The following is a 20,874-nucleotide window of genomic DNA, read 5'->3' as shown; positions in this document are numbered from 1 at the left end:
TCTTTCATTCTGACGACAATGGTTAGCAGCACGCGAATAGGCCGGAGGGGTAAGTAAATGGGCTCCGGTGCTTTACGCCAATATGTTGAGGAGGGAACCGATTGTGAAGAAAAAAGTGGTGGCGTTCATCCTGGCTTGCCTGGTAGCCTTGACTGCCGTCCCTGTCGGCGGTTGGGCCGAAGAAAGCAGACCTGAAAGCAAAACCAAAGAGGGATCAGCGGCTGAGCTGGCTCCCGAGGCTCTCTCGGCGATCCTGATGGATGCAGATACGGGCACGGTCATCTATGAAAAAAACAGTCGTGAAAAGCTTCCTCCAGCGAGCATCACCAAGATTATGACGATGTTGCTGACAATGGAGGCCATTCATGATGGCAAGCTCAAGCTGACCGATAAAGTGCGGGCCAGCGAGTATGCATCTTCAATGGGGGGCTCGCAAATTTTCTTGGAGCCTGGAGAAGAAATGACGGTCGATGAGATGCTGAAGGGAATTGCGATGGCTTCCGGCAACGATGCCTCTGTGGCGATGGCTGAGAAAATTGCAGGGTCTGAGCAGGCTTTTGTCGATATGATGAACGCTAAGGTGCAGCAGCTCGGGCTCAAGGATACGCATTTTGCCAATTGCAACGGTTTACCGGTAGAAAATCACTATTCTTCTGCGCATGATATTGCGGTTATGAGCCGGGAGTTGTTGAAATACCCGCAAATTACGAAATATACGGGAGCCTATCAGGACTATTTGCGCAAATCCTCGGTCAAACCCTTTTGGCTGGTGAATACGAATAAGCTTGTCCGTTTCTATACCGGAGCAGACGGGCTGAAAACAGGCTATACGGCAGAAGCAAAGTTCTGTCTTTCCGCTACTGCCAAGCGTGATGGCTTACGCGTCGTAGCGGTCGTGCTCGGTGAGCCGAATACGAAGATACGCAACAATGAAGTATCTTCCATGTTCGACTACGCATTTTCTCAATATACAATGAAATCCATATACAAGCCGGGTGAATTGCTGGGAAGTGTAAAAGTTGAAAAAGGCGTATTGCCAGAGCTGAAAATTCAGGCTGACCGTTCTTACAGTGTGCTGGTGAAAAAAGGTGGCAACAAACAAACGTTGCGTCATGAGCTGCAACTGGCCCCAAGCCTTAAGGCTCCTGTCCGGGCTGGTGACCCAGTCGGTAAGCTGGTCGTCTATCAGGATGGACAACGGCTGAAGGAGTTTAATATCACTTCGCCTGTGGCTATAGAAAAGGCCGGATGGTGGAAATTGTTTAAACGTACCATGTCGAACCTATTTTCTTTGTAGATTTTACGGGGTTTTCTTCTAGTTTTGTCGGAGGGCAGGAATCGTCTGCGGCTACGTAGAAATCCTTGTCCAAGACCGGGAGGAGAGTGAGTAAGCATGAACCTGCAAATTGAAATGGAGCATCACCGGGGGGTACTGATTGTAAGGCTGTCTGGTGAGCTTGATCACCATACGTCGGACATGGTCCGTATGCAAATGGATGAGGCGATTCAGCGCCAGCAATGCGAGCATATCGTGCTCAGCCTGAAGAATCTTCAGTTCATGGACAGCTCCGGCCTTGGCGTTATCTTGGGACGGTACAAACTGATCAAGCAAAAGGGCGGGAAAATGGCAATCTGTGATGTCAATCCGCCAGTACACCGACTGCTGGATATGTCAGGGTTGTTTAAAATCATGCCCATATATGACAATGAGGGAAATGCGCTCACGGAACTGGAGGTTGTGTCATGAGAGAAGGCACGGGAAACAATTTCATGAGCTTACAGTTTGCCGCCAAATCCGAGAATGAAGCATTTGCCCGCGTGGCTGTCGCGGCCTTTATCTCCAGGCTTGATCCCACAATGGATGAGCTAAGCGATTTGAAAACCGTGGTGTCTGAAGCGGTGACAAACAGTATTATTCACGGCTATGACAGCGACCCGTCAGGTGTCGTAACGATTAAAGTGGGGATTGAAGCGGACGTGATAACGTTGGTCGTTGAGGACGCAGGACGGGGAATTGAGGATCTGGAGCTGGCCAAGCAGCCTCTATATACGTCCAAACCTGAATTGGAACGCTCCGGCATGGGCTTTACTATTATGGAAAATTTCATGGATGAGTTTGAAGCAGTCAGTGAGCCGGGCGGAGGCACGTCGGTCCGGATGAAGAAAAGGATTGAATCCAAGAAAGCTTTATATAATTAGGAGTTGATCCTATGGAAGCAGGAGGAAAAAAAACTTCGCACAGCTATTTGGAGGATACAGAAGTCAAGCGGCTTATTGCACTGAGTCAATCCGGTGATAATGATGCTCGTGAGACACTGGTCAATAGTAATATCCGGCTCGTCTGGTCTGTCGTGCAGCGCTTTATGAACCGGGGATATGAACCTGACGATCTTTTTCAAATTGGTTGCATCGGCTTGTTAAAATCGGTGGATAAATTCGATCTCAGCTACGAAGTCAAATTTTCAACATATGCAGTACCGATGATTATCGGTGAGATTCAACGGTTCCTGCGTGATGACGGTACACTTAAGGTTAGTCGTTCCTTGAAGGAAACGGCCAATAAGGTCCGCAAAATGAAGGACGAGCTATCCAAACGGCTCAACCGCCTGCCTACAGTCAAGGAAGTTGCTGATGAACTGGGAGTGACACCGGAGGATGTTGTTTTTGCGCAGGAGGCGAATAAGCCGCCTACCTCAATTCACGAAACGGTGTTCGAAAATGACGGTGATCCCATTACACTTATGGATCAGATTGCTGATGAAACACAGGAAAGATGGTTCGACAAGCTGGCACTTAATGAGGCCATTGGCGGACTATCTGAGCGAGAGCGGCTGATTGTGTACCTGCGTTATTACCGGGATCAGACTCAATCGGAGGTTGCAAGTCGGCTCGGTATTTCTCAGGTGCAGGTGTCACGGTTGGAAAAAAAGATTTTACAACTGATCCGCGATCAGATTGCCCAATAATAGCAGTCAGGATCTTAGTGAAATCCTTATGCTTACGTAATTCTAAAGGGTATTCCAAAGCCATTTTAATGGTCAGGGGTACTCTTTTTTGCGTGGAATAAAAGACAATGCACAGAATAGGTTTCCTTGCTTCGTTCCATACTAATCGGTAATTACGAGGATAAGGAGGGGATCGGATGACTCATAGTCCGGCTCCTACAGTAGCTCCTATTGTCTACTTGCGGCTCCGCAGCCGTGTGCGAATGATACAAGGGCAGGATTTACATTTGGGTGATGTAGCCCATCTGCTGACTAATCCCGAATGGGAAAAGGATCTGCTTGAGCTTGTTCTCAAGCGGCCGCAGCAGCAGGACGGTAATCTAATACTGATAGACATGCTGCAGATCATAGCAAAAATCAGAGATCATATTCCGGGGGTCGTAGTTGAATCTCTCGGGAAGCCGCATGTACTTGTGGAACTCGTGGAGAAACCCCGTAAGCCGTCCAAAATACTGTTTGTTTTGGTATGGGTACTTCTGTTTTTTGGCTCTGCGCTGACGATTATGAATTTTCATGCCGACGTTAGCATGATGGAGGTACAAGTTCGGATTGTGGAGATGATTACGGGACATAAGGATGAGCATCCGTATCTGTTCCAAATTGCTTACTCGATCGGCATCGGCTTTGGCATGATCGTATTTTTTAACCACTTGTTCAAGAAAAAATGGAACGAGGAGCCGACGCCGCTGGAGGTGGAAATGTATCTGTATCAGGAAAATGTGGATCAGTATGTTGTGGCAGAGGAGTATGAAAAGATGGCCCGTCTGCAGACAAAGGATAAGAAACCATGATATTTGTACAGGCTACACTTCAAATTATTTTGGGCATCGCTGGGGGCCTGGCGGTAGGTAGCGGCGTAATTGCTTTTTTTATTGTGCTGGATATCATGCCGCGATTAGCACAACTCACCCGTACGTATAAAAAATCACGTGCATACGAAAAGGCGATGATTTTAGGTTCAGTGGTGGGAACCGTGGTCGATTTTTGGAACATTTGCTTGCCACTACCGAGCATACTTACATGGATACCTGGGTTGTTTTGCGGAGTGTTTATTGGTTTACTCGCCGCAGCTTTAACGGAGGTATTGAATCTCCTGCCCATACTCGCCAAACGACTCCATATGACTGTGTATATGTTCGGCCTGTTAATGGCAATGGTGCTTGGCAAGGTGACGGGGTCCTTATTTGACTGGTTTGTATACAACCGTTAACAACGAATGTAAAGGGGGCAAGAGATATGGATCACAGAGCGGATCAAGAACATCAGGAGCAGCATCAAGAAGACGGGGCAATTGGAAAGGAAAATCATACTGGCGAGGAAGAGTTGAGTCCATGGAAGAAAAAGCAGGCGCAGGAATCTGAACGCTTTAAGCACAAAAAAGAGAGTGAGCGGTCTGATAACGTAGAAGAGTCCGTTCGCTATTGGCAGGCCGAAGATGATATATCCCCGAGGATGAAGGATAATAAGAATACACTTGAAACGGTATTAGGTTTGGGAGAGACCTTTGATGTCGTATTCAGGGAAATGACAATGGGTGGGCGTCATATCGGATATCTGTTCCTAAATACCTTTGCGAAGGATCAGATCATGGTTGAGGTTCTAAAACGGCTTACCTATTTGACAGCAGATGATCTATCTTCGGATGGACTACAAGCGTATTTCGAAAATTTTATTCCACATATTCAGGTGGAGAAGACGGAAAAGATGTCCGTTGTCATTAACAAGGTGCTGACGGGGATGAGTGCCTTTTTCATGGAAGGCGAACGTTTTTCCGTTATTCTGGATACCCGTAATTACCCGGTGCGTAGTCCGGAGGAACCTTCCCTGGAGCGGGTGGTGCGCGGTGCCCGTGACGGATTTACCGAAACGATGCTTACGAATGTAGGTCTGGTGCGCCGACGTTTGCGTGACCCCGGACTTAAATTTGAGGCTATGCAGGTCGGACGCCGAACCCGAACAGACGTATGTTTGGCCTACATTGATGATATTGTGGATAAGGTGATGGTGGATACCGTACGAGACAAAATTAAAAATGTTAATCTGGATGGTATTCCACTGGCCGATAAGCAATTAGAGGAGACGATTATCAATAAAGGTTGGAATCCATATCCATTAGTACGATATTCGGAGCGACCAGATGTCGTAGCTTCGCATATTATGGAAGGAAGGCTCGTTATTTTCGTCGATACCTCACCCAGCGTGATGATCTTGCCCACTACTTTTTTTGACTTGTGTCAACATGCAGAAGAGAATCGGCAAACCGCTTTTATGGGAAGTTATTTGCGCTGGGTACGCTTTTTAGGCATATTCGCCTCGATGTTTCTGCTTCCGATGTGGCTGCTAATGGTCATCAATCCCGAATTAAAACCGGCTTTTCTCGATTTTATCGGTCCTCAAAAGGAAGCACATCTTCCGCTGATCGCCCAGTTTATCATTGTGGAACTAGGGGTCGATCTCATGCGAATGGCGGCTGTGCATACACCGACACCACTGGCTTCCGCTATGGGCTTGATCGCAGCCATTATGGTCGGCGATATTGCGGTTCAGACGGGACTTTTCGTGAACGAGGTCGTGCTGTACATGGCTGTCGCTGCGATAGGAATGTTCGCAACACCGAGCTACGAGCTGGGGCTGGCGAATAGACTGATCCGACTATTCCTACTGATTGCTGTAGCTATTTTCCACGTACCGGGCTTTGTCGTGGGTACGACACTGATCATTTTGATGTTGACGCTGCATCGGTCATACAATTCTTCGTATTTGTGGCCGTTCATTCCTTTTAATGCCAAAGCGTTAGCCTCCATCTTGTTCCGTATGCCTGTACTAGATGCGCCTAACCGCCCGTCATCTAACAAAACGAGGGACAATACGCGTATGCCCCATACGGATGCCAACACAGATTCGAACTCAGGCAATGGACAGGAGCATTAATATAAATGATTTGCATAAAAATCCATTGTTCTTGATGTCATTTTTGCTATACTGGTGTAAACATTCGATGGAATATGACTAGCTTGTTCCAGAAAGAGAGGCGCCAGAACATGTATTTGCATGGAAGTAGTAAAATTAACAGCACTGGACATTTGGAGATTGGCGGATGTGATACAACGCTTTTGAAGGAGCGTTTTGGCACACCGCTATATATTGTAGACGAACAGTTAGTCCGCCGGCGCTGCCGGGAATTTATAGAAGCTTTTCATGAAACCGGTTTGAAGTTTCAAGTTGCTTATGCAAGCAAAGCGTTTTGTGTCATGGCGATGTGCGCTTTAGCCGCTGAAGAAGGGATGTCGCTCGACGTTGTTTCCAGTGGAGAGCTGTTCACTGCGCTACAAGCAGGGTTCCCGGCAGAGCGAATCCATTTTCACGGCAATAACAAAACACCGGAAGAAATTGAAATGGCGTTAGATGCGCAAATTGGCTGCTTTGTCGTCGATAGCGAGATGGAATTGCATTTGTTGCAGGCCCTTGCCTCTGAGAAAGAACAGCAGGTGAATATTTTACTGCGGGTTACGCCGGGGGTTGAGGCGCATACGCATGAATATATGGCCACAGGTCAAGAAGATTCAAAATTTGGTTTTGACATTGCGAACGGTACAGCACGTCAAGCGGTGGAAAAGGCTATCAAGCTGGACCATCTTAACCTGCTGGGGGTACATTCTCATATCGGTTCGCAAATATTCGAAGTGAATGGCTTCCAAATGGCTGCCGAGCGGGTTGCAGCTTTTTCCAGAGAGATTAAGGAACAGCTTCAGTTTTCTTTCAAGGTGATTAATCTGGGTGGGGGATTTGGCATACGCTACACAGAGGAGGACACACCGCTGAAAGTATCCACCTATGTACAGGCTATCGGCGAAGCGGTAAAAACTCATTTTTCAGGACTTTACGATGAACTTCCAGAAATTTGGATTGAGCCGGGACGCAGTATTGTGGGTGATTCAGGCACGACTTTATACACGGTAGGAAGCATCAAAGATATTCCGCAGGTACGTAAATATGTCTCGGTAGACGGCGGGATGACAGATAATCCACGTCCTGCACTGTATCAGGCCAAGTATGAAGCGATGTTGGCTAATCGAGCGCAGGATGCGAACGAAGAGACGGTGTCCATTGCGGGCAAATGCTGTGAAAGCGGCGATATGCTGATTTGGGATGTGGAGCTGCCTCGTCCGAATAGCGGGGACTTGCTCGCTGTTGCCTCAACCGGAGCCTACAATTACTCCATGGCGAGTAATTATAACCGGATACGCCGACCGGCAGTTGTATTTGTCAACAACGGTGAGGCCGAGCTGGTGGTGCGTCGGGAAACCTACGAGGATATCGTACGCAACGATGTTGTGCCACAGCGCTTGGTTCGTGACCAAGCCAGTCCAGCGATTCAACCTAACGCCAAGATTACGGTTTCGTCCTGATTTTGGATTCGTAAGTTCAAGCAGGCCATTGAACCGGTAATAATACACCGGGGACAATGGCCTTTTTTTGGACAAGGCTTTGCTAAGCGCGGCAATTCATAGTAAACTGGAACTTGATGTTATTTAGTTTTCAAAACAGGTTGAAAAGGAGATACAAACAATGAAAAAAGGTAGAATAGATCTTGAAAACGGCGGTATCGTCGAAATTGACTTTTTCCCAGAAGAAGCTCCAAACACCGTTGCTAACTTTGAAAAGCTGGCAAACAGTGGTTATTACAACGGTTTGAGCTTCCACCGTGTCATTCCGGGCTTTGTTGCTCAAGGTGGTTGTCCTATCGGTAACGGGACAGGCGGTCCTGGCTACACGATTGACTGTGAAACAGCTACGAATACAACGAAGCATGCCAAAGGCGTTCTGTCCATGGCTCATGCAGGTCGCAACACAGGTGGCAGCCAATTCTTTATCTGCTACGCTCCACAGCCGCATTTAGATGGAGTACATACTGTATTTGGTAAAGTAACCAAAGGTATGGAATTCATTGATGCTGTAAAACAAGGCGACAAGATGAAAGAGGTTAAAGTATTTGACGTGTAATTTACCGTTACATGCATGATCCTTTTGAATAGCGTTACACCTAAGCCGTTCTGTCTTTGGACAGGGCGGCTTTTGTTGTCTTTTATTTGACGGTTTGCTGTTTTTTGCAATCACGCAGGTGTTTCAGTGAGTAAGATCACATTCGAAAAGTAAGCGTTGTGATAGCCTTTTCATTAGAATGCAGTTTCCATTTTTTTTTTATGAGTATTCAAGCTTAGTAAGGTTTGCAAAAGAAGGGGGCTTATCACATTGTCTATTTTAACGCGCACAAATCGACTCGGATTTTTTGAAATCCGGCTGGAATCCATTGGTGGACTCGGCGCTAATCTGGCTGGTAAAATGCTGGCTGAAACCGGGGTGCTTGGTCTGGGGCTGAATGCTTCAAATTTTTCGTCCTACGGTTCGGAAAAAAAGGGAACTCCGGTTAAAAGCTTTGTCCGCTTCTGTGAGCCAGAGGTCGATATTCGGGATCACAGTCCGATCGAGCAACCGCATGTGGTAGGCATTTTCCATGAAACGTTATACAAAACGGTAAATGTGATCAGCGGACTACCAGCGGATGGGATCGTTGTGGTCAATTCTACACGTCCGGCAGAAGAAATACGGGCTGATTTAGGACTGGTATCCGGTACATTAGCAGTGGTGGATGCGATGGGCATCGCACTCGAGGAGCGAACCAAACTAAATACGTCCATGCTTGGGGCCTTGTTCCGCGTCTGTGATTTCTTGGATCCGGAAGCGATGAGATCGGTTATACGCAGTACCTTTGAAAAGAAAAATCCACAGTTAGTGGAGCCTAATCTGCGCACATTTAACCGTGGTTTTGAGGAAATGGAACTGCACGTATATCCGGTTACTGATGACGTGCAAGATCGGGTTTTTGAACGTCCGCAGCCTTTGCTTGGCTACGAAACGCAACTATTGGGTGGCGTTATTGCTACGCAGGGGAACAGCATGACAAGAGATCTTAGTGGTTCACGTCAGGGTTATGTGCCTGAATATGAAGCTGATAAATGTACCCATTGTGCCAAGTGTGATTCGATTTGCCCCGATTACTGTTTTGTATGGGAAGAGCAAGCAGACAAACGCGGAAGAATGATGCCATTTTTGCAAGGGATTGATTACCAGTATTGCAAAGGATGTCTGAAATGTGTAGATATTTGCCCATCGGGGGCATTAAGCTCGCGCCGCGAGCAATGGGGATGGGCGGAACAGCATCGGGTTACCCACCAATTTCCGGTATATGAAGGAGGGCGTGCGTAATGGCAAAACTGGAGGAGGAACTCAAACAGACAGGCGCCGCACAAGTGACAACGTTCGAATCCGGTAATGAAATGGCGGCTACGGCGGCCGCGCAGATCAATTATCATATGATGGGATATTTCCCGATTACTCCATCGACCGAGGTGGCACAGTATCTGGATCAGATGAGAACGAGGGGTCAGCATGATATCAAGCTGGTCGCAGCGGATGGAGAACACGGATCGGCAGGAATTTGTTATGGAGCTGCTGCGGCGGGGGCACGGGTTGTGAACGCCACCAGTTCGCAAGGTTTCCTGTACATGCTGGAGCAGTTGCCTGTTCAGTCGGGTACCCGTTTTCCTATGGTTATGAATCTGGTGACACGAGCCGTCAGTGGCCCCCTAGATATTCGCGGGGATCATTCGGATTTATACTATGGTCTGAATACGGGCTGGGTCATTTTGACGGCAAGTACACCGCAGGCAGTGTATGATATGAACATCATGGCACTGAAAATCGCAGAGCATAGCGATGTTCGGTTGCCTGTAATGGTCGCATATGACGGTTTTTATACGTCTCATCAGAAACGTAAAGTGCAATATTTTGCCGATGCAGAGACCGTGCGCGGTTTTGTAGGTCCCAACCCGAACCTAAATTATCCGAATATTACGGATTTTGACCATCCTGTCACTGTCGGTGCGCATATGAACGGCGATGACCTTACGAATAATCACGCCCAGCTGTCCGAAGCACTGAAGCTGTCAGAAGGAGTATATGAGCAGGTAGCAGCAGAATATGCCGCTTTATCCGGTCGGGAATATCCGATTTTGGATCTTTATCATATGGAGGACGCCGAGGTTGCAGTATTCCTGCTGAATTCGGCGGCTGAATCGGCCAAGGATGTGGCCGATCAACTCCGCGCGCGCGGCATTAAGGCCGGTGTGATTCGTCCGAATATCATTCGGCCGTTCCCAGCCGCACAACTACGGGAGGCATTGCGCCATGTCAAAGCGCTGCTGGTGGGTGAACGTGCAGATTCGTATGGGGCAGACGGCGGTAATTTGACGCACGAAATCAAGGCGGCCTTGCAGGAGGACCCGCTGAACCAGACGCTTGTGTTGAGCCGTATCTTTGGCTTGGGCGGTAAGGATTTTTATGCGGAAGATGCAGAGGCGTTCTTCCAGCTTGCGATTGAGGCGGCAGAGGCCGGACGAGCGGAGAAACCCTTTGATTACTACGGAATTAATCCAGGTTCACCGGACAAGGTGATGCCGCAAGTCATGCAGCCGCCACGTGGTAATGCATACCGTACGGGCCTGATTCAGGTTACGCCGGACGAGGCGACCGGGAAGCTCAAAGTCAAGGTACCACCTCTGCGGTCGTTGACAACCAAACCACGCCGTCTTACACCAGGTCACGGGGCTTGCCCAGGATGTGGGGCATTGTCTGCGCTGGAACTGTTTTTCAAAGGTATTGAAGGGGATATTGTCGTGCTGTTCCAGACAGGCTGCGTATATGTGACGACGACAGGGTATCCATATACATCACACAAGCAACCGATGATCCACAATCTTTTTCAAAACGGGGCCGCTACACTTTCGGGAGCGCTGGAAGCTTACATGGAGATGAAGCGGCGTAATGAAATAGAGATGTCGGATGATCCGACCTTTATCATGATCAGTGGTGACGGTGGAATGGATATTGGAATGGGTTCCGCAATTGGTGCGGCTCTGCGTAATCATAAGCTGATCATGCTGGAATATGATAACGAGGGATACATGAATACAGGCTCACAGCAATCGTACTCCACCCCGGTCGGTCACATGACCAGTACGTCGGGTGTAGGGAAAATGCAAAAAGGGAAGCAAGGGCACCACAAGGATACCGTGCAAATCATGGCCGCCTGTAACATTCCGTATGCCTTTACAGCAGCTGAAAGTCATCCGCAGGATATGCTGCGTAAAGCGGCCAAGGCTCAATGGTATGCGAGCAACGTGGGTACGGCCTATGGTAAGATCCTGTGCGCCTGCCCGCTGAACTGGAAATCCGAAGACAGACTGGGCACCAGCATCGTGGGCGCCGCAGTCGAGTCTTGCTTCTTTCCTTTGTACGAAATTGAGCAAGGTAGTACGACGATTACGTACAATCCGGAAGACAAGGGAAAACGGATTCCAGCCGCAGAATGGCTAAAATTAATGGGTAAAACGAAGCATCTTCTCAAGGAGGAAGCTACGCTGGCTACCTTTGAGCAGGAGATTGAGCGTCGTTGGACTATCCTGAAAAAGAAACATGAAATTTCAGAGCTATAATTCTGTTTTTTGCATAATCATCGATTAACATTGTTAGCCGCTGTTACTGTAGTGGTTCGATTAAGATTCTTTGCGTTTATTGCGCAAAGAATCTTTTTTGTCGTTTATGGGTTGAAGCATAAAAAAACAGGTAATGATTTCCGATATAGGAGTGAAGGCCTATAGGAGGCATGAAAATAAAAGTCTTCTTCTGAATTTTAAGACGCAATGAGGTGCAGGTAATGATTAAGCTGAATACAGTTGAAATAATCGAAATTATAAAGAAGCAAATCCCCAAGGTTATGAACATCACACCAGTGGAACTAAAATTTACGGATGATTTTGGACGGGCATCGCTGGCGGCGACAGAACACAAATTCACGCTGACGAACCAGCATTATTCCGCCAAGGTGATGGATTGCGTGTTAGAAACACAGGTGCGTCCCATTTTAATGTGCGAAATTATTTATTTTCTGAAATGCGAGTTTATTGACGGGCATGTTGATGTACGACTGGATTATGACGCATGCTCTGAAGGTGGTCGAGGACCCGTCGCTTCAGCGGTCATTACCTTCGACCATGCTACACAGCTCGGAATCGAAGAACTGGCCGATCTGATTGATTTGGCGCTTCATATGAATGATAAAACCTGGTTTGAAGAACTCTCCAGCCAATATGTCAAAACAAAAGCAGAAGCGTCTATTAGATAACTTGCTTTTTTTAGAAGTCGGTGCTAATATACGTAACAAGTTTAATGTTAATTCAATTGAATAAGAGCAAGATCCTTCGGGGCGGGGCGAAATTCCCCACCGACGGTGATGACATGTTTGTGGATCGCTTCTGTGAGAAACAGCATGGCTTAGTCCGTGACCCGGATGCTGATGAACGATCAGCAGAAGGTGGACCTGGTGCAATTCCGGGACCGACAGTATAGTCTGGATGGGAGAAGGATACGAAGCGCATGTGCATGACGTGACATGTGCCGATTTTTAGCATACGTAAATGTACGTACGGCTTATTTCGTTGTAGGACAGCATCGGGCGATAGCTTGCTTAAGCTTTCTTTTTGATGGGTGTTCTGAGCGTATTTGGTTGTATCCTCAGTCATGCTTTCTATTGGCAAACCTATGATTTCATGTCGTCTTAAGATGCATATGAACTGCGCTTGTATACTACAAATGTGACTCTCATCACCCCCATGACGGATTGAATCCGAACTGGGGGTTTTTTGCGCTTATAGCTGATGAATTAGGGATAAACTGAAATGTAGTGGAAAGGAGTGAAGGCATGTTTACCGGATTGGTCGAGGAAGTGGGTTGCATTCAAACTATTTCCAAAAGCGGTGAAGCGATGGTGCTGGGGATTTCGGGTTCCGTGGTGTTGGGCGATTTGAAAATAGGAGACAGTGTCTCAGTGAATGGCGTTTGCCTGACGGCGATACAGATTGGTACTAAAGACTTTAAGGTTGATGTGATGCCGGAAACCTTTCGCAGCAGCAATCTGAAGGAACTGAGATCCGGTAGCCGAGTCAATCTGGAGCGGGCGATGGCGGCGAGCGGAAGGTTCGGAGGACATATCGTACAAGGACATGTGGACGGGACGGGTACGATTCGCGGGGTGACATCAGAACAGAATGCGGTTGTGTTCGAAGTTGAGCCTAAAAATCAAACATTATTCAAATATATTCTTCTCAAAGGGTCAATCACAATTGATGGTATTAGCCTCACAGTCGCGCAGCGTACGGGAGATACCTTTGCCGTATCCATCATACCCCATACCTTATCCGAAACAGCCTTAAAAGCCAAACGTGAGGGAGATACCGTCAATATTGAATGCGATATTTTGGGCAAATATGTGGAACAGCTTTTAAATTACAGAGGTTCAGCGGCGACGGAGGGAGTAGAAAAAGCTCCTCTTGGTTTGGACTATTTGGCGAAACACGGCTTTGCCTGATATAGAAAGGTAAACCGGTTAGGAGCATTCGTGGCACAGCCATAAGGAGGAAAGGGTTATGGATAGAGATAGCCAAACAAGTGCAACGGCGAACGTCATGGAGCATGGCGAGGTGGAACATGACGAAGAGATTCGTTTGGATTCCATCGAAGAAGCGTTGGAGGATTTAAAGAACGGTAAAGTCGTTATTGTAGTGGATGATGAACAGCGGGAAAATGAAGGCGATTTTATCGCTTTGGCTGAAAAAGCGTCGCCCGAGGTTATTAATTTCATGATTACAGAAGGTCGCGGGTTGGTCTGTGTGCCGATCACACGGCAGAGAGCCGAGGCATTGGAATTGCATCCTATGGTAGAGCAAAATACGGATTTCCATGGTACCGCCTTTACGGTATCAGTAGATCATATGGAGACAACAACGGGGATTTCAGCGGCAGAGCGCTCCTTGACCGTACGTGCCTTGGCCGACGAAGCAATCACAGGAAGCGATTTCCGCAAGCCTGGTCACATGTTCCCGCTGATTGCTCGCGATGGTGGTGTCTTGCAGCGTGCCGGTCACACTGAAGCGGCTGTCGATCTGGCCCGACTCAGCGGCTTCAAGCCTGCCGGGGTCATTTGCGAAATTATGAAGGAAGATGGCTCGATGGCCCGCCTGCCTGATTTGGCCGTGATCGCCAAGCGACATCAATTGAAGCTAATCAGTATTCAGCATCTGATGGACTACCGTCGTCGTTTGTCATTGTAAATACATCTCGTTTCCAAGTAAACCTGAAGCATTATCCAAAGTTCTAAATAATTTTAAAAAAGAGAGGTTGATTAAGCATGGCACGTTTTCTAGAAGGTAATCTCGTATCGAACGGTTTAAAATATGGTATTGTGGTGGGTAGATTTAATGAGTTTATTACGAGCAAGTTGTTAAGCGGCGCGATTGATGCACTTCAACGACATGGTGCACAGGAAGATGAAATTGATGTAGCATGGGTGCCGGGTGCATTTGAAATTTCACTTATTGCACAAAAAATGGCCGCAAGCGGCAAATATGATGCTGTAATTACGCTGGGTACGGTCATCCGTGGTTCTACTTCACATTATGATATCGTCTGCAATGAAGTGGCCAAGGGTGTAGCGGCAAGCAGTCTGAAAACGGGCGTACCGGTTATTTTTGGTGTAGTGACTACAGAAAATATTGAGCAGGCTATTGAACGAGCAGGTACGAAGGCTGGTAATAAAGGTTGGGATTCTGCGCTGGCTGCGATTGAAATGGCCAATCTCGGCAAGCAGTTTTAATTATATAAATAGCTGAATAGAACGGCATAAACTGCAAAGTGAAAAAGGGATTGGATTGTTAAGCAAGGCGATGACGTATATACTACAGAAAGAGGGATTGATAACGTAGAGCATAAGTGCTATGGGGAAAGGTATTGTTGAATGATGATTGGAGTAAGGCAGGGGGAAGCACATTGACAGTCGTAAATTACAAGCTGGAAACATTCGAGGGTCCGCTGGATCTACTGTTGCATCTGATTGATAAAGCCGAGATCGACATTCAGGATATCCCGATTAGCGATATTACTGATCAGTATATGGCTTTTTTGCACAGTATGCAGGAGCTGGAACTGGACATTACGAGCGAGTTTCTGGTAATGGCGGCGACGCTCTTATCCATCAAGAGTAAATTGTTGCTTCCCAAGCCACCTGTGATGGAATATGACGATTTAGATTTTTATGAAGAAGAGGATTATGATCCACGTGAGGAACTGGTCCGTAAGCTGGTGGAGTATCGTAAATATAAAGGGATTGCTCGCCATCTGAGTGAACGTGAGTGGGAGCGGAGTCTGATTTATGGCAAGGAACCAGAAGATCTGAGCGCATTCCTGCCAACCGAACCCTCAAATCCGGTGCATGGGCTGCATGCAAGCGATTTGGTCGCGGCCTTTCAGCGTGCATTACGTAAAGCAGAACGACGTACGACGGTAACCCGTGTTCATCGGGACGAAATTTCAGTCAAGGACCGTATCCGGCAAGTTATCGGAGCGTTAGAGATGCTGGGGAACGGGGGACGGCTGCTGTTCTCCAAGCTAATGCATGAGGATATGTATCGGCATGAGGTGGTAGTGACCTTTTTGGCTATCCTTGAACTGATGAAAATGAAGCAAATTTTCTGTTATCAGGAGAAGCTTTTCGATGATATTGTAATGGAGTGGAGAGGGGATTTACGGGTTAATGGATTATCTGAAGCTGAAATCAATTATTGAGGGGCTGCTGTTTCTCGCGGGAGAGGAAGGGTTGTCCACCAAGCAGATCGCCGACATTGTAGAGCAGCAGCAAGAGCTGGTTGAGAAGTGTCTGGAAGATATGAAGCATGACATGGAGCAGGGGGGAAGAGGTCTGCAACTTGTCCGTATCGCCGGTCATTATCAGCTTGCAACTTTACCCGAACATGCACCCTATTTTGAAAAGCTCGCCTACTCTCCGGCACGTGCCTCACTGTCTCAAGCTGCTTTGGAGACACTGGCCATTGTGGCCTACCGCCAGCCCATTACAAGAGTCGAAATCGAAGAGATTCGGGGTGTCAAATCCGAGAGGGCCATACATACATTGGTCAACAAGGAGCTCATTGAAGAGAAAGGTCGAGCTGAAGCCATTGGACGGCCGATATTGTACGGAACGACGAAATCATTTTTGGATTATTTCGGTCTGGGCTCTCTTGCAGATCTACCACAACCGGAGCTGTTCGAGGATTCGGACAATTTGGAGGAAGAGACACAATTATTGTTCGAGCGTCTGGAGAGCAGCCAGCCTGCTGCGAACGATTTGGATCTTGAATCCTGATAAAGTTCATCCGGATCTACGGCGCTTTTATGTAAAAGTTTCAAGATTTAAAAAGACAGCCAGTCCTCGCGTAGTTGGGGGCTGGCTGTTTGGCATTTTAAGATGCATGATTTTCCGGCGAAGGGTCATACTATTTTTGCCATGATATATCTATAGCAAAAAGATAGGGAGGACTCGCCAGTGTGGAAATGGATCAGTATCGCCATCATCGTCATTATATTACTTGTGCTGGCTATTCTGCTCTCTCGCATTCAATTGAAGCTGGACATTGCCAAGCATGACAATGATGATCGGGCGCGTCTAGAGATCAGATTTCTGTACGGGTTGATCAAAATTAATTATGATATTCCGGCCATTCTCATAACAGGTCTGAAAAAAGGGCTTCTCTATCGGCTTGACCGTAACAAAAATATACATAAAACCGATGCTTCCGTGGATAGCGGAAATATTGATGCAGAAAAAATTAAGCGATTTATACATGATGTACGAGTTTTACTCAAAGGAACGGAGGCCTTAAACCGCTGGCTACGGCATACATTGGCCCATGTGACGATGTCCAAGATGGAATGGTCTACCAATATTAGCCTTGCGGATGCAGCCTATACGGCTACCTCGACCGGTATTCTTTGGGGGTTAAAAGCGACACTGATCGGTTTTGCTTCCAGCTTTGTACGCATGAACTGTACGCCCAAGCTGTTTGTTGTACCCTATTGGGTGGATCGCCTGCGTTTTACCACCACCTTGACCTGTGAAGCGAATGTGTCGCTCGGTTATTTAATGTTTTCTATGCTTACGTTGGTTTATCGCATATGGCGCGTTCCGGGTGGACCAGAGGCATGGAAACGGGTTTTTTCCAAGAAACCCATACAGCATGAGGGATGAACGATACATATTTTCTTGGTGCTCTGCGCACAATAGCGAAAGAAAAGGCAGTCTACGCTTGAGATAAGCAGAGGAGGAATAATTATGTCAGATCACCCGATTCAAGGGCTTATGCAAACCGCGATGGAAAACATCAAAGCCATGGTAGACGTGAATACGATTGTGGGAGAAGCGGTGGAAACACCCGATGGTTCCGTTATTTTGCCAATCAGTAAGGTGGGATTTGGCTTCGCCGCAGGGGGAAGTGATTTTAATGTAGATGAAGAGGTGCTTCATACTTCGTCGACATCGGGTAATCATAACGGGAAGGAAGGACATCCCTTTGGTGGTGGTAGCGGTGGCGGTGTATCTATTCAACCGATTGCTTTTCTGGTTGTTGGTAAACAGGGTGCACAAATTGTTCCTTTGGACAATCAAACGCATCTGATTGAGAAACTTATCGACTCCACACCATACCTGATTGATAAGGTTCAGTCCATCTTCCGAAATGCAGGCGGTGGCGACATGCAGAATCCACCTCCACAGGTACCTGTAAATGTCGCTACAGATCCAAGCAATTCTGGTCCCGCTTACTTGTAAAGGTTATTCAACTAAAATGTTTCTTCAGGAAGGTATCCCCAAGCCGAGTATAGGCCAAGGAATACCTTCTTTTCTGCTTATACTTAGTCTTATCCCCGAATATACTGCCTTCCACCTATGACAGCATGTATGCGGTCACTGTGTTCCTGGTGATAAAAAGTATCCAGCGATAATTCATCTTCTCGGTTTCCTTGAGGAGCGAACTGTGATAGGTAGATGAAGTCCGGATAGATCATTTCATTCGTCAAATAAGCAGATACCGTGGCTTCCGGCCGACGATGTTGATTAAGGGAATCGATAATACCTTTCGCCGGCAGGATGCCAATCCCATGTCCATAAAACAAGTCTTCCTTCAGCTTAACGACATTTTCTCCTTTCCATTCCAGTTTATCGGATGACACATCCGGATTGTTGAAATACAGGATATCGCCAGAAGTCGCTTTATGGCTTCCTTGCTGCTGTATGATCCTGAGGTCACTGTCATAGTGCCAAGTATACAGCAGCATATCTGCGAAAATCCGGTTAAACTCACTTTCCAGAATGGAATCCAATACTCCTTTGTACAGCACAATAACCATAGCCGTTGCACATTCAAAAGCATATTGATGACCGTTTGTAAAAATATCTCTGATCCCCTGCGCCGGAGTGACACCTGCTTTGATCCGAAAACCGCCTTTTTCCGTCAACTCCCAAAATTGCTGGTTGCAACGTGCGGTAGCAAAAGTAGCAAAGGATACGCCACTTCGATGTAATGCTTCTGCGGACTCTACAATCCTCGATCTTAAAATCATTTCAAACTGTAAACGCTGCATGTTGTGACCCCCGATCCATATTTAACGTTTAGTAACTAATATATATGTGTTCAGGGGTGCAAGTTGCTTGGTTTAGGTAGAAAGAAAGCAAAAGAGGAGCGGCTAATGGCTAGTTCTGTAAAGGAATTTTCTGTTATAAAGGTGGACATACTTTGAACAGCTTGGACATAGAATGGTACAAGACTTGCTCAAACCGGAGGAATCCAAATGTTTAAAAAAAAGCAACACATCCACGCGGATCACAGCCAGTCTTTGAATAAGACACGCGCATTTGTTTTGTCGCTGGTGCTTCTGCTTATTGTGTCATTGCCGCTTACGTTGCTGAGTCCACAGCCTGTTCGGGGAGCGACGAAAACGGAAGCAACGCCGCCCGCATTAGGAACCCATGCACAGGCTGCTTCTTTAATTGATGTCACATCAGGAAGGATCATATATTCTGCCGAGGGTGACCGAGAGCTACGTATTGCCAGCCTAACCAAAATTATGACTGCGATCGTAGCCATTGAACATGGACGCCTGCAGGACCGGGTAAAGGTGAGTCCAACGGCATATGCCAAAGAAGGGTCCTCGCTTTTTCTGCAAATGGGTGAGCAAATGACGCTGGAAAATATGCTGTACGGCTTAATGCTCCGTTCTGGTAATGATGCCGCTTCTGCCATTGCCGAGCATGTGGGGGGGACAGAAGAGGGATTTGTCCATTTGATGAATGACAAGGCGGTTCAACTAGGGCTAAGCCACACACATTTTGCTAATCCTCACGGGCTGGATGCCGAGGGACATTATTCCTCAGCCAATGATATGGCCCGGCTTACCGCGTATGCGCTGCATAATCCAACTTTTGCCCGTATCGTAAAAACAGAACTGAAAAAAGCACCAAATCCCAACGATTCCTGGGACTACTCATGGCATAACAAAAACAAAATGCTGCGGCTGTATGAGGGAGCTGACGGTGTGAAAACAGGCTTTACTAAAAAAGCGTTTCGCTGTCTGGTCAGCTCGGCCACACGGGACGGTCGCCAGCTCGCTGCCGTTACCTTGAATGACGGGGACGATTGGAACGATCATGCCCGTATGCTTGATTACGGGTTCCGATATTATCCACTTATTCCGCTTACGGACAAGCAGCAACCTATTGATGGCTACCCACTATTGACGGGTACGAGCTTTGCCTATCCTTTACATGATGGTGAGAAGACCCAGTTGCACAAAAGACTGGTGTTGTATAAAAATTCTGCTTCTGCAGACAGAGCGGACGTATCTTTTGGTTTACGAGGACGTGTCGAATTCCTACTGGAAGGTAAACTTATCGGTTCCGTTCCTGTGTATGAAAAAGGTAGTAAGCTGCCTGCTCAAAGTACCGTACAGCCACAGCAGGAGGTTCCGACTGCACAAGATCCTGCAAACAATACTCAGCAACGAAGTTGGACGAGCAGATGGAATGAAATCCTTAAAAATCTGTTTGGAGCATAGGGCAAGCAGGCTTGCTGCTATAGAGCTACATGTGTCACATCATTGGGAAAAGGAGGAATCAGTCATGATTCATCTCATATGGGTGGCTTTGATTTGTATTGGATTTGTATTTGCTGCCGCGCAGGGAAATATTGAGGTGGTGACGAAAGCGGCTTTTGACGGGGCAGCTACGGGGGTTACAGTATGCTTTGGACTGATAAGTGTGCTGGTGTTCTGGATGGGCATGATGAGGCTGGCTGAAGACGGAGGGCTCTTGCAGAAAATATCCAAGCTGCTTTCTCCTTTGGTCGCCTTTCTCTTCCCTGATGTTCCGCGTAATCATCCCGCTATGGGTTACATTTTGTCCAATATGAGCGCCAATCTGTTAGGTCTGGGGAATGCAGCGACACCGATGGGGATCAAGGCGATGCAAGAGTTGCAAACGCTCAATCCAGATAAGCAAACCGCCACACCTGCCATGTGTACGCTGCTGGCGCTAAATACAGCCAGTATTACGCTTATTCCTACGACGTTGATCGCGATTCGGCTTAATTTTCATTCCGCACATCCGGCAGAAATCGTCGGCACGACACTGGTGGCGACCGCAATAGCAACCTTTGCCGCAATTGCGGCGGATCGTTGGTACCGTAGCCGAGAATTGCGCCGCCGTCCTCCAGCGATTCCGCCGTCCCAGACATCCTTGGCGCCATTCACCCCACCAGCACCTACATCTGCGCCCTCTTCAACTACGTCGCCCGTATCTTCACCTGCCGTTCCTCGAACGGGAATCACGGCTGCCAAGGGCAGGGACACCACTTGGAAAGGATGAGGG

At 47.5% G+C, this 20,874-nt stretch carries 22 protein-coding genes and 1 riboswitch; of the genes, 21 read left to right on the top strand and 1 reads right to left on the bottom strand.

The genetic code is table 11. The features are described from left to right. Window positions 1-103 precede the first annotated feature (103 nt). The 19 genes from AC6EJC_RS02585 (at window position 104) to ytfJ (ending at window position 17,781) form a co-directional block, all read left to right on the top strand. Window positions 104-1,297, top strand: coding sequence for a D-alanyl-D-alanine carboxypeptidase family protein (locus AC6EJC_RS02585; RefSeq protein ID WP_444952602.1), 1,194 nt, complete (start codon window positions 104-106; stop codon window positions 1,295-1,297). A gap of 96 nt (window positions 1,298-1,393) precedes the next feature. Further along, entirely contained in the window at window positions 1,394-1,747 is a 354-nt protein-coding gene (gene spoIIAA, locus AC6EJC_RS02580) for an anti-sigma F factor antagonist (RefSeq protein ID WP_444952601.1), read from the top strand. Beyond that, complete coding sequence (gene spoIIAB / locus AC6EJC_RS02575; RefSeq protein WP_013310781.1) at window positions 1,744-2,199, top strand: anti-sigma F factor; 456 nt, start codon at window positions 1,744-1,746, stop codon at window positions 2,197-2,199. Before spoIIAA ends, spoIIAB begins: the two co-directional genes overlap by 4 nt. Window positions 2,200-2,210: 11 nt before the next feature. Continuing rightward, window positions 2,211-2,966 carry an RNA polymerase sporulation sigma factor SigF gene (gene sigF, locus AC6EJC_RS02570; protein WP_444952600.1) on the top strand — a complete coding sequence of 252 codons (756 nt, stop codon included), beginning with the start codon at window positions 2,211-2,213 and terminating at the stop codon, window positions 2,964-2,966. Between the two features lie 176 nt (window positions 2,967-3,142). Beyond that, complete coding sequence (locus AC6EJC_RS02565) at window positions 3,143-3,796, top strand: stage V sporulation protein AA (RefSeq protein ID WP_444952599.1); 654 nt, start codon at window positions 3,143-3,145, stop codon at window positions 3,794-3,796. Next, entirely contained in the window at window positions 3,793-4,215 is a 423-nt protein-coding gene (locus AC6EJC_RS02560; RefSeq protein ID WP_444952598.1) for a stage V sporulation protein AB, read from the top strand. The genes AC6EJC_RS02565 and AC6EJC_RS02560 overlap by 4 nt, the downstream gene beginning before the upstream one ends. A gap of 26 nt (window positions 4,216-4,241) precedes the next feature. Beyond that, complete coding sequence (locus AC6EJC_RS02555) at window positions 4,242-5,936, top strand: spore germination protein (protein ID WP_444952597.1); 1,695 nt, start codon at window positions 4,242-4,244, stop codon at window positions 5,934-5,936. A 110-nt stretch (window positions 5,937-6,046) separates the two neighbouring features. Beyond that, window positions 6,047-7,414 carry a diaminopimelate decarboxylase gene (lysA, locus tag AC6EJC_RS02550; protein ID WP_444952596.1) on the top strand — a complete coding sequence of 456 codons (1,368 nt, stop codon included), beginning with the start codon at window positions 6,047-6,049 and terminating at the stop codon, window positions 7,412-7,414. A 160-nt stretch (window positions 7,415-7,574) separates the two neighbouring features. Further along, window positions 7,575-8,009: a peptidylprolyl isomerase gene (locus tag AC6EJC_RS02545; RefSeq protein WP_013310775.1), complete on the top strand. Its 435-nt coding sequence runs from the start codon at window positions 7,575-7,577 to the stop codon at window positions 8,007-8,009. Window positions 8,010-8,258: 249 nt separating this feature from the next. Continuing rightward, the gene (locus tag AC6EJC_RS02540; protein WP_444952595.1) at window positions 8,259-9,272 is read left to right on the top strand and encodes a 2-oxoacid:acceptor oxidoreductase family protein; all 1,014 of its coding nucleotides are present in this window, start codon (window positions 8,259-8,261) and stop codon (window positions 9,270-9,272) included. Beyond that, a complete protein-coding gene (locus AC6EJC_RS02535) occupies window positions 9,272-11,560 on the top strand; it encodes a thiamine pyrophosphate-dependent enzyme (RefSeq protein ID WP_444952594.1) in 2,289 nt (762 codons plus the stop codon). The genes AC6EJC_RS02540 and AC6EJC_RS02535 overlap by 1 nt, the downstream gene beginning before the upstream one ends. 221 nt (window positions 11,561-11,781) lie before the next feature. After that, on the top strand, window positions 11,782-12,249 hold the full coding sequence (locus tag AC6EJC_RS02530; protein WP_444952593.1) for an IDEAL domain-containing protein: 468 nt from the start codon (window positions 11,782-11,784) through the stop codon (window positions 12,247-12,249). A 68-nt stretch (window positions 12,250-12,317) separates the two neighbouring features. After that, window positions 12,318-12,494, top strand: a riboswitch (FMN riboswitch). A gap of 331 nt (window positions 12,495-12,825) precedes the next feature. Then, a complete protein-coding gene (gene ribE / locus AC6EJC_RS02525; protein WP_444952592.1) occupies window positions 12,826-13,491 on the top strand; it encodes a riboflavin synthase in 666 nt (221 codons plus the stop codon). Window positions 13,492-13,549: 58 nt separating this feature from the next. Continuing rightward, window positions 13,550-14,233 carry a 3,4-dihydroxy-2-butanone-4-phosphate synthase gene (gene ribB / locus AC6EJC_RS02520; protein WP_444952591.1) on the top strand — a complete coding sequence of 228 codons (684 nt, stop codon included), beginning with the start codon at window positions 13,550-13,552 and terminating at the stop codon, window positions 14,231-14,233. A gap of 77 nt (window positions 14,234-14,310) precedes the next feature. Further along, window positions 14,311-14,775, top strand: coding sequence for a 6,7-dimethyl-8-ribityllumazine synthase (ribH, locus tag AC6EJC_RS02515; protein WP_023989205.1), 465 nt, complete (start codon window positions 14,311-14,313; stop codon window positions 14,773-14,775). Window positions 14,776-14,948: 173 nt separating this feature from the next. Beyond that, entirely contained in the window at window positions 14,949-15,743 is a 795-nt protein-coding gene (locus AC6EJC_RS02510) for a segregation and condensation protein A (RefSeq protein WP_444952590.1), read from the top strand. After that, window positions 15,712-16,320: an SMC-Scp complex subunit ScpB gene (scpB, locus tag AC6EJC_RS02505; RefSeq protein ID WP_444952589.1), complete on the top strand. Its 609-nt coding sequence runs from the start codon at window positions 15,712-15,714 to the stop codon at window positions 16,318-16,320. Before AC6EJC_RS02510 ends, scpB begins: the two co-directional genes overlap by 32 nt. Before the next feature lie 180 nt (window positions 16,321-16,500). Then, on the top strand, window positions 16,501-17,202 hold the full coding sequence (locus AC6EJC_RS02500) for a DUF2953 domain-containing protein (RefSeq protein ID WP_444952588.1): 702 nt from the start codon (window positions 16,501-16,503) through the stop codon (window positions 17,200-17,202). Window positions 17,203-17,286: 84 nt separating this feature from the next. Further along, window positions 17,287-17,781 carry a GerW family sporulation protein gene (gene ytfJ / locus AC6EJC_RS02495; RefSeq protein WP_444952587.1) on the top strand — a complete coding sequence of 165 codons (495 nt, stop codon included), beginning with the start codon at window positions 17,287-17,289 and terminating at the stop codon, window positions 17,779-17,781. Window positions 17,782-17,870: 89 nt separating this feature from the next. Here the strand turns inward: ytfJ and tgl are convergent, their stop codons facing one another. Continuing rightward, window positions 17,871-18,593: a spore coat transglutaminase TGL gene (tgl, locus tag AC6EJC_RS02490; protein ID WP_444952586.1), complete on the bottom strand. Its 723-nt coding sequence runs from the start codon at window positions 18,591-18,593 to the stop codon at window positions 17,871-17,873. Window positions 18,594-18,800: 207 nt separating this feature from the next. Between tgl and AC6EJC_RS02485 the strand changes: the two genes are divergently transcribed. Further along, window positions 18,801-20,063: a D-alanyl-D-alanine carboxypeptidase family protein gene (locus AC6EJC_RS02485; protein WP_444952585.1), complete on the top strand. Its 1,263-nt coding sequence runs from the start codon at window positions 18,801-18,803 to the stop codon at window positions 20,061-20,063. 64 nt (window positions 20,064-20,127) lie between these two features. Further along, window positions 20,128-20,871 (top strand): nucleoside recognition domain-containing protein, encoded by a 744-nt coding sequence (locus AC6EJC_RS02480; protein WP_444952584.1) that lies wholly within the window; start codon window positions 20,128-20,130, stop codon window positions 20,869-20,871. The last annotated feature ends 3 nt before the right edge of the window (window positions 20,872-20,874 follow it).

The organism is Paenibacillus sp. TY11, assembly GCF_059772165.1.
Note: the sequence above shows the minus strand (reverse complement) of the source record. Positions and strands in the feature narration are given on the sequence as shown.

Coding starts and splice junctions, on each gene's coding strand:
- spoIIAA (WP_444952601.1), top strand. CDS start 1,394: ATGAACCTGCAAATTGAAATGGAGCATCACCGGGGGGTACTGATTGTA.
- scpB (WP_444952589.1), top strand. CDS start 15,712: ATGGATTATCTGAAGCTGAAATCAATTATTGAGGGGCTGCTGTTTCTC.
- AC6EJC_RS02485 (WP_444952585.1), top strand. CDS start 18,801: ATGTTTAAAAAAAAGCAACACATCCACGCGGATCACAGCCAGTCTTTG.
- AC6EJC_RS02480 (WP_444952584.1), top strand. CDS start 20,128: ATGATTCATCTCATATGGGTGGCTTTGATTTGTATTGGATTTGTATTT.
- AC6EJC_RS02560 (WP_444952598.1), top strand. CDS start 3,793: ATGATATTTGTACAGGCTACACTTCAAATTATTTTGGGCATCGCTGGG.
- AC6EJC_RS02530 (WP_444952593.1), top strand. CDS start 11,782: ATGATTAAGCTGAATACAGTTGAAATAATCGAAATTATAAAGAAGCAA.
- AC6EJC_RS02535 (WP_444952594.1), top strand. CDS start 9,272: ATGGCAAAACTGGAGGAGGAACTCAAACAGACAGGCGCCGCACAAGTG.
- tgl (WP_444952586.1), bottom strand. CDS start 18,593: ATGCAGCGTTTACAGTTTGAAATGATTTTAAGATCGAGGATTGTAGAG.
- ribH (WP_023989205.1), top strand. CDS start 14,311: ATGGCACGTTTTCTAGAAGGTAATCTCGTATCGAACGGTTTAAAATAT.
- AC6EJC_RS02565 (WP_444952599.1), top strand. CDS start 3,143: ATGACTCATAGTCCGGCTCCTACAGTAGCTCCTATTGTCTACTTGCGG.
- ribB (WP_444952591.1), top strand. CDS start 13,550: ATGGATAGAGATAGCCAAACAAGTGCAACGGCGAACGTCATGGAGCAT.
- ribE (WP_444952592.1), top strand. CDS start 12,826: ATGTTTACCGGATTGGTCGAGGAAGTGGGTTGCATTCAAACTATTTCC.
- lysA (WP_444952596.1), top strand. CDS start 6,047: ATGTATTTGCATGGAAGTAGTAAAATTAACAGCACTGGACATTTGGAG.
- AC6EJC_RS02545 (WP_013310775.1), top strand. CDS start 7,575: ATGAAAAAAGGTAGAATAGATCTTGAAAACGGCGGTATCGTCGAAATT.
- sigF (WP_444952600.1), top strand. CDS start 2,211: ATGGAAGCAGGAGGAAAAAAAACTTCGCACAGCTATTTGGAGGATACA.
- ytfJ (WP_444952587.1), top strand. CDS start 17,287: ATGTCAGATCACCCGATTCAAGGGCTTATGCAAACCGCGATGGAAAAC.
- spoIIAB (WP_013310781.1), top strand. CDS start 1,744: ATGAGAGAAGGCACGGGAAACAATTTCATGAGCTTACAGTTTGCCGCC.
- AC6EJC_RS02555 (WP_444952597.1), top strand. CDS start 4,242: ATGGATCACAGAGCGGATCAAGAACATCAGGAGCAGCATCAAGAAGAC.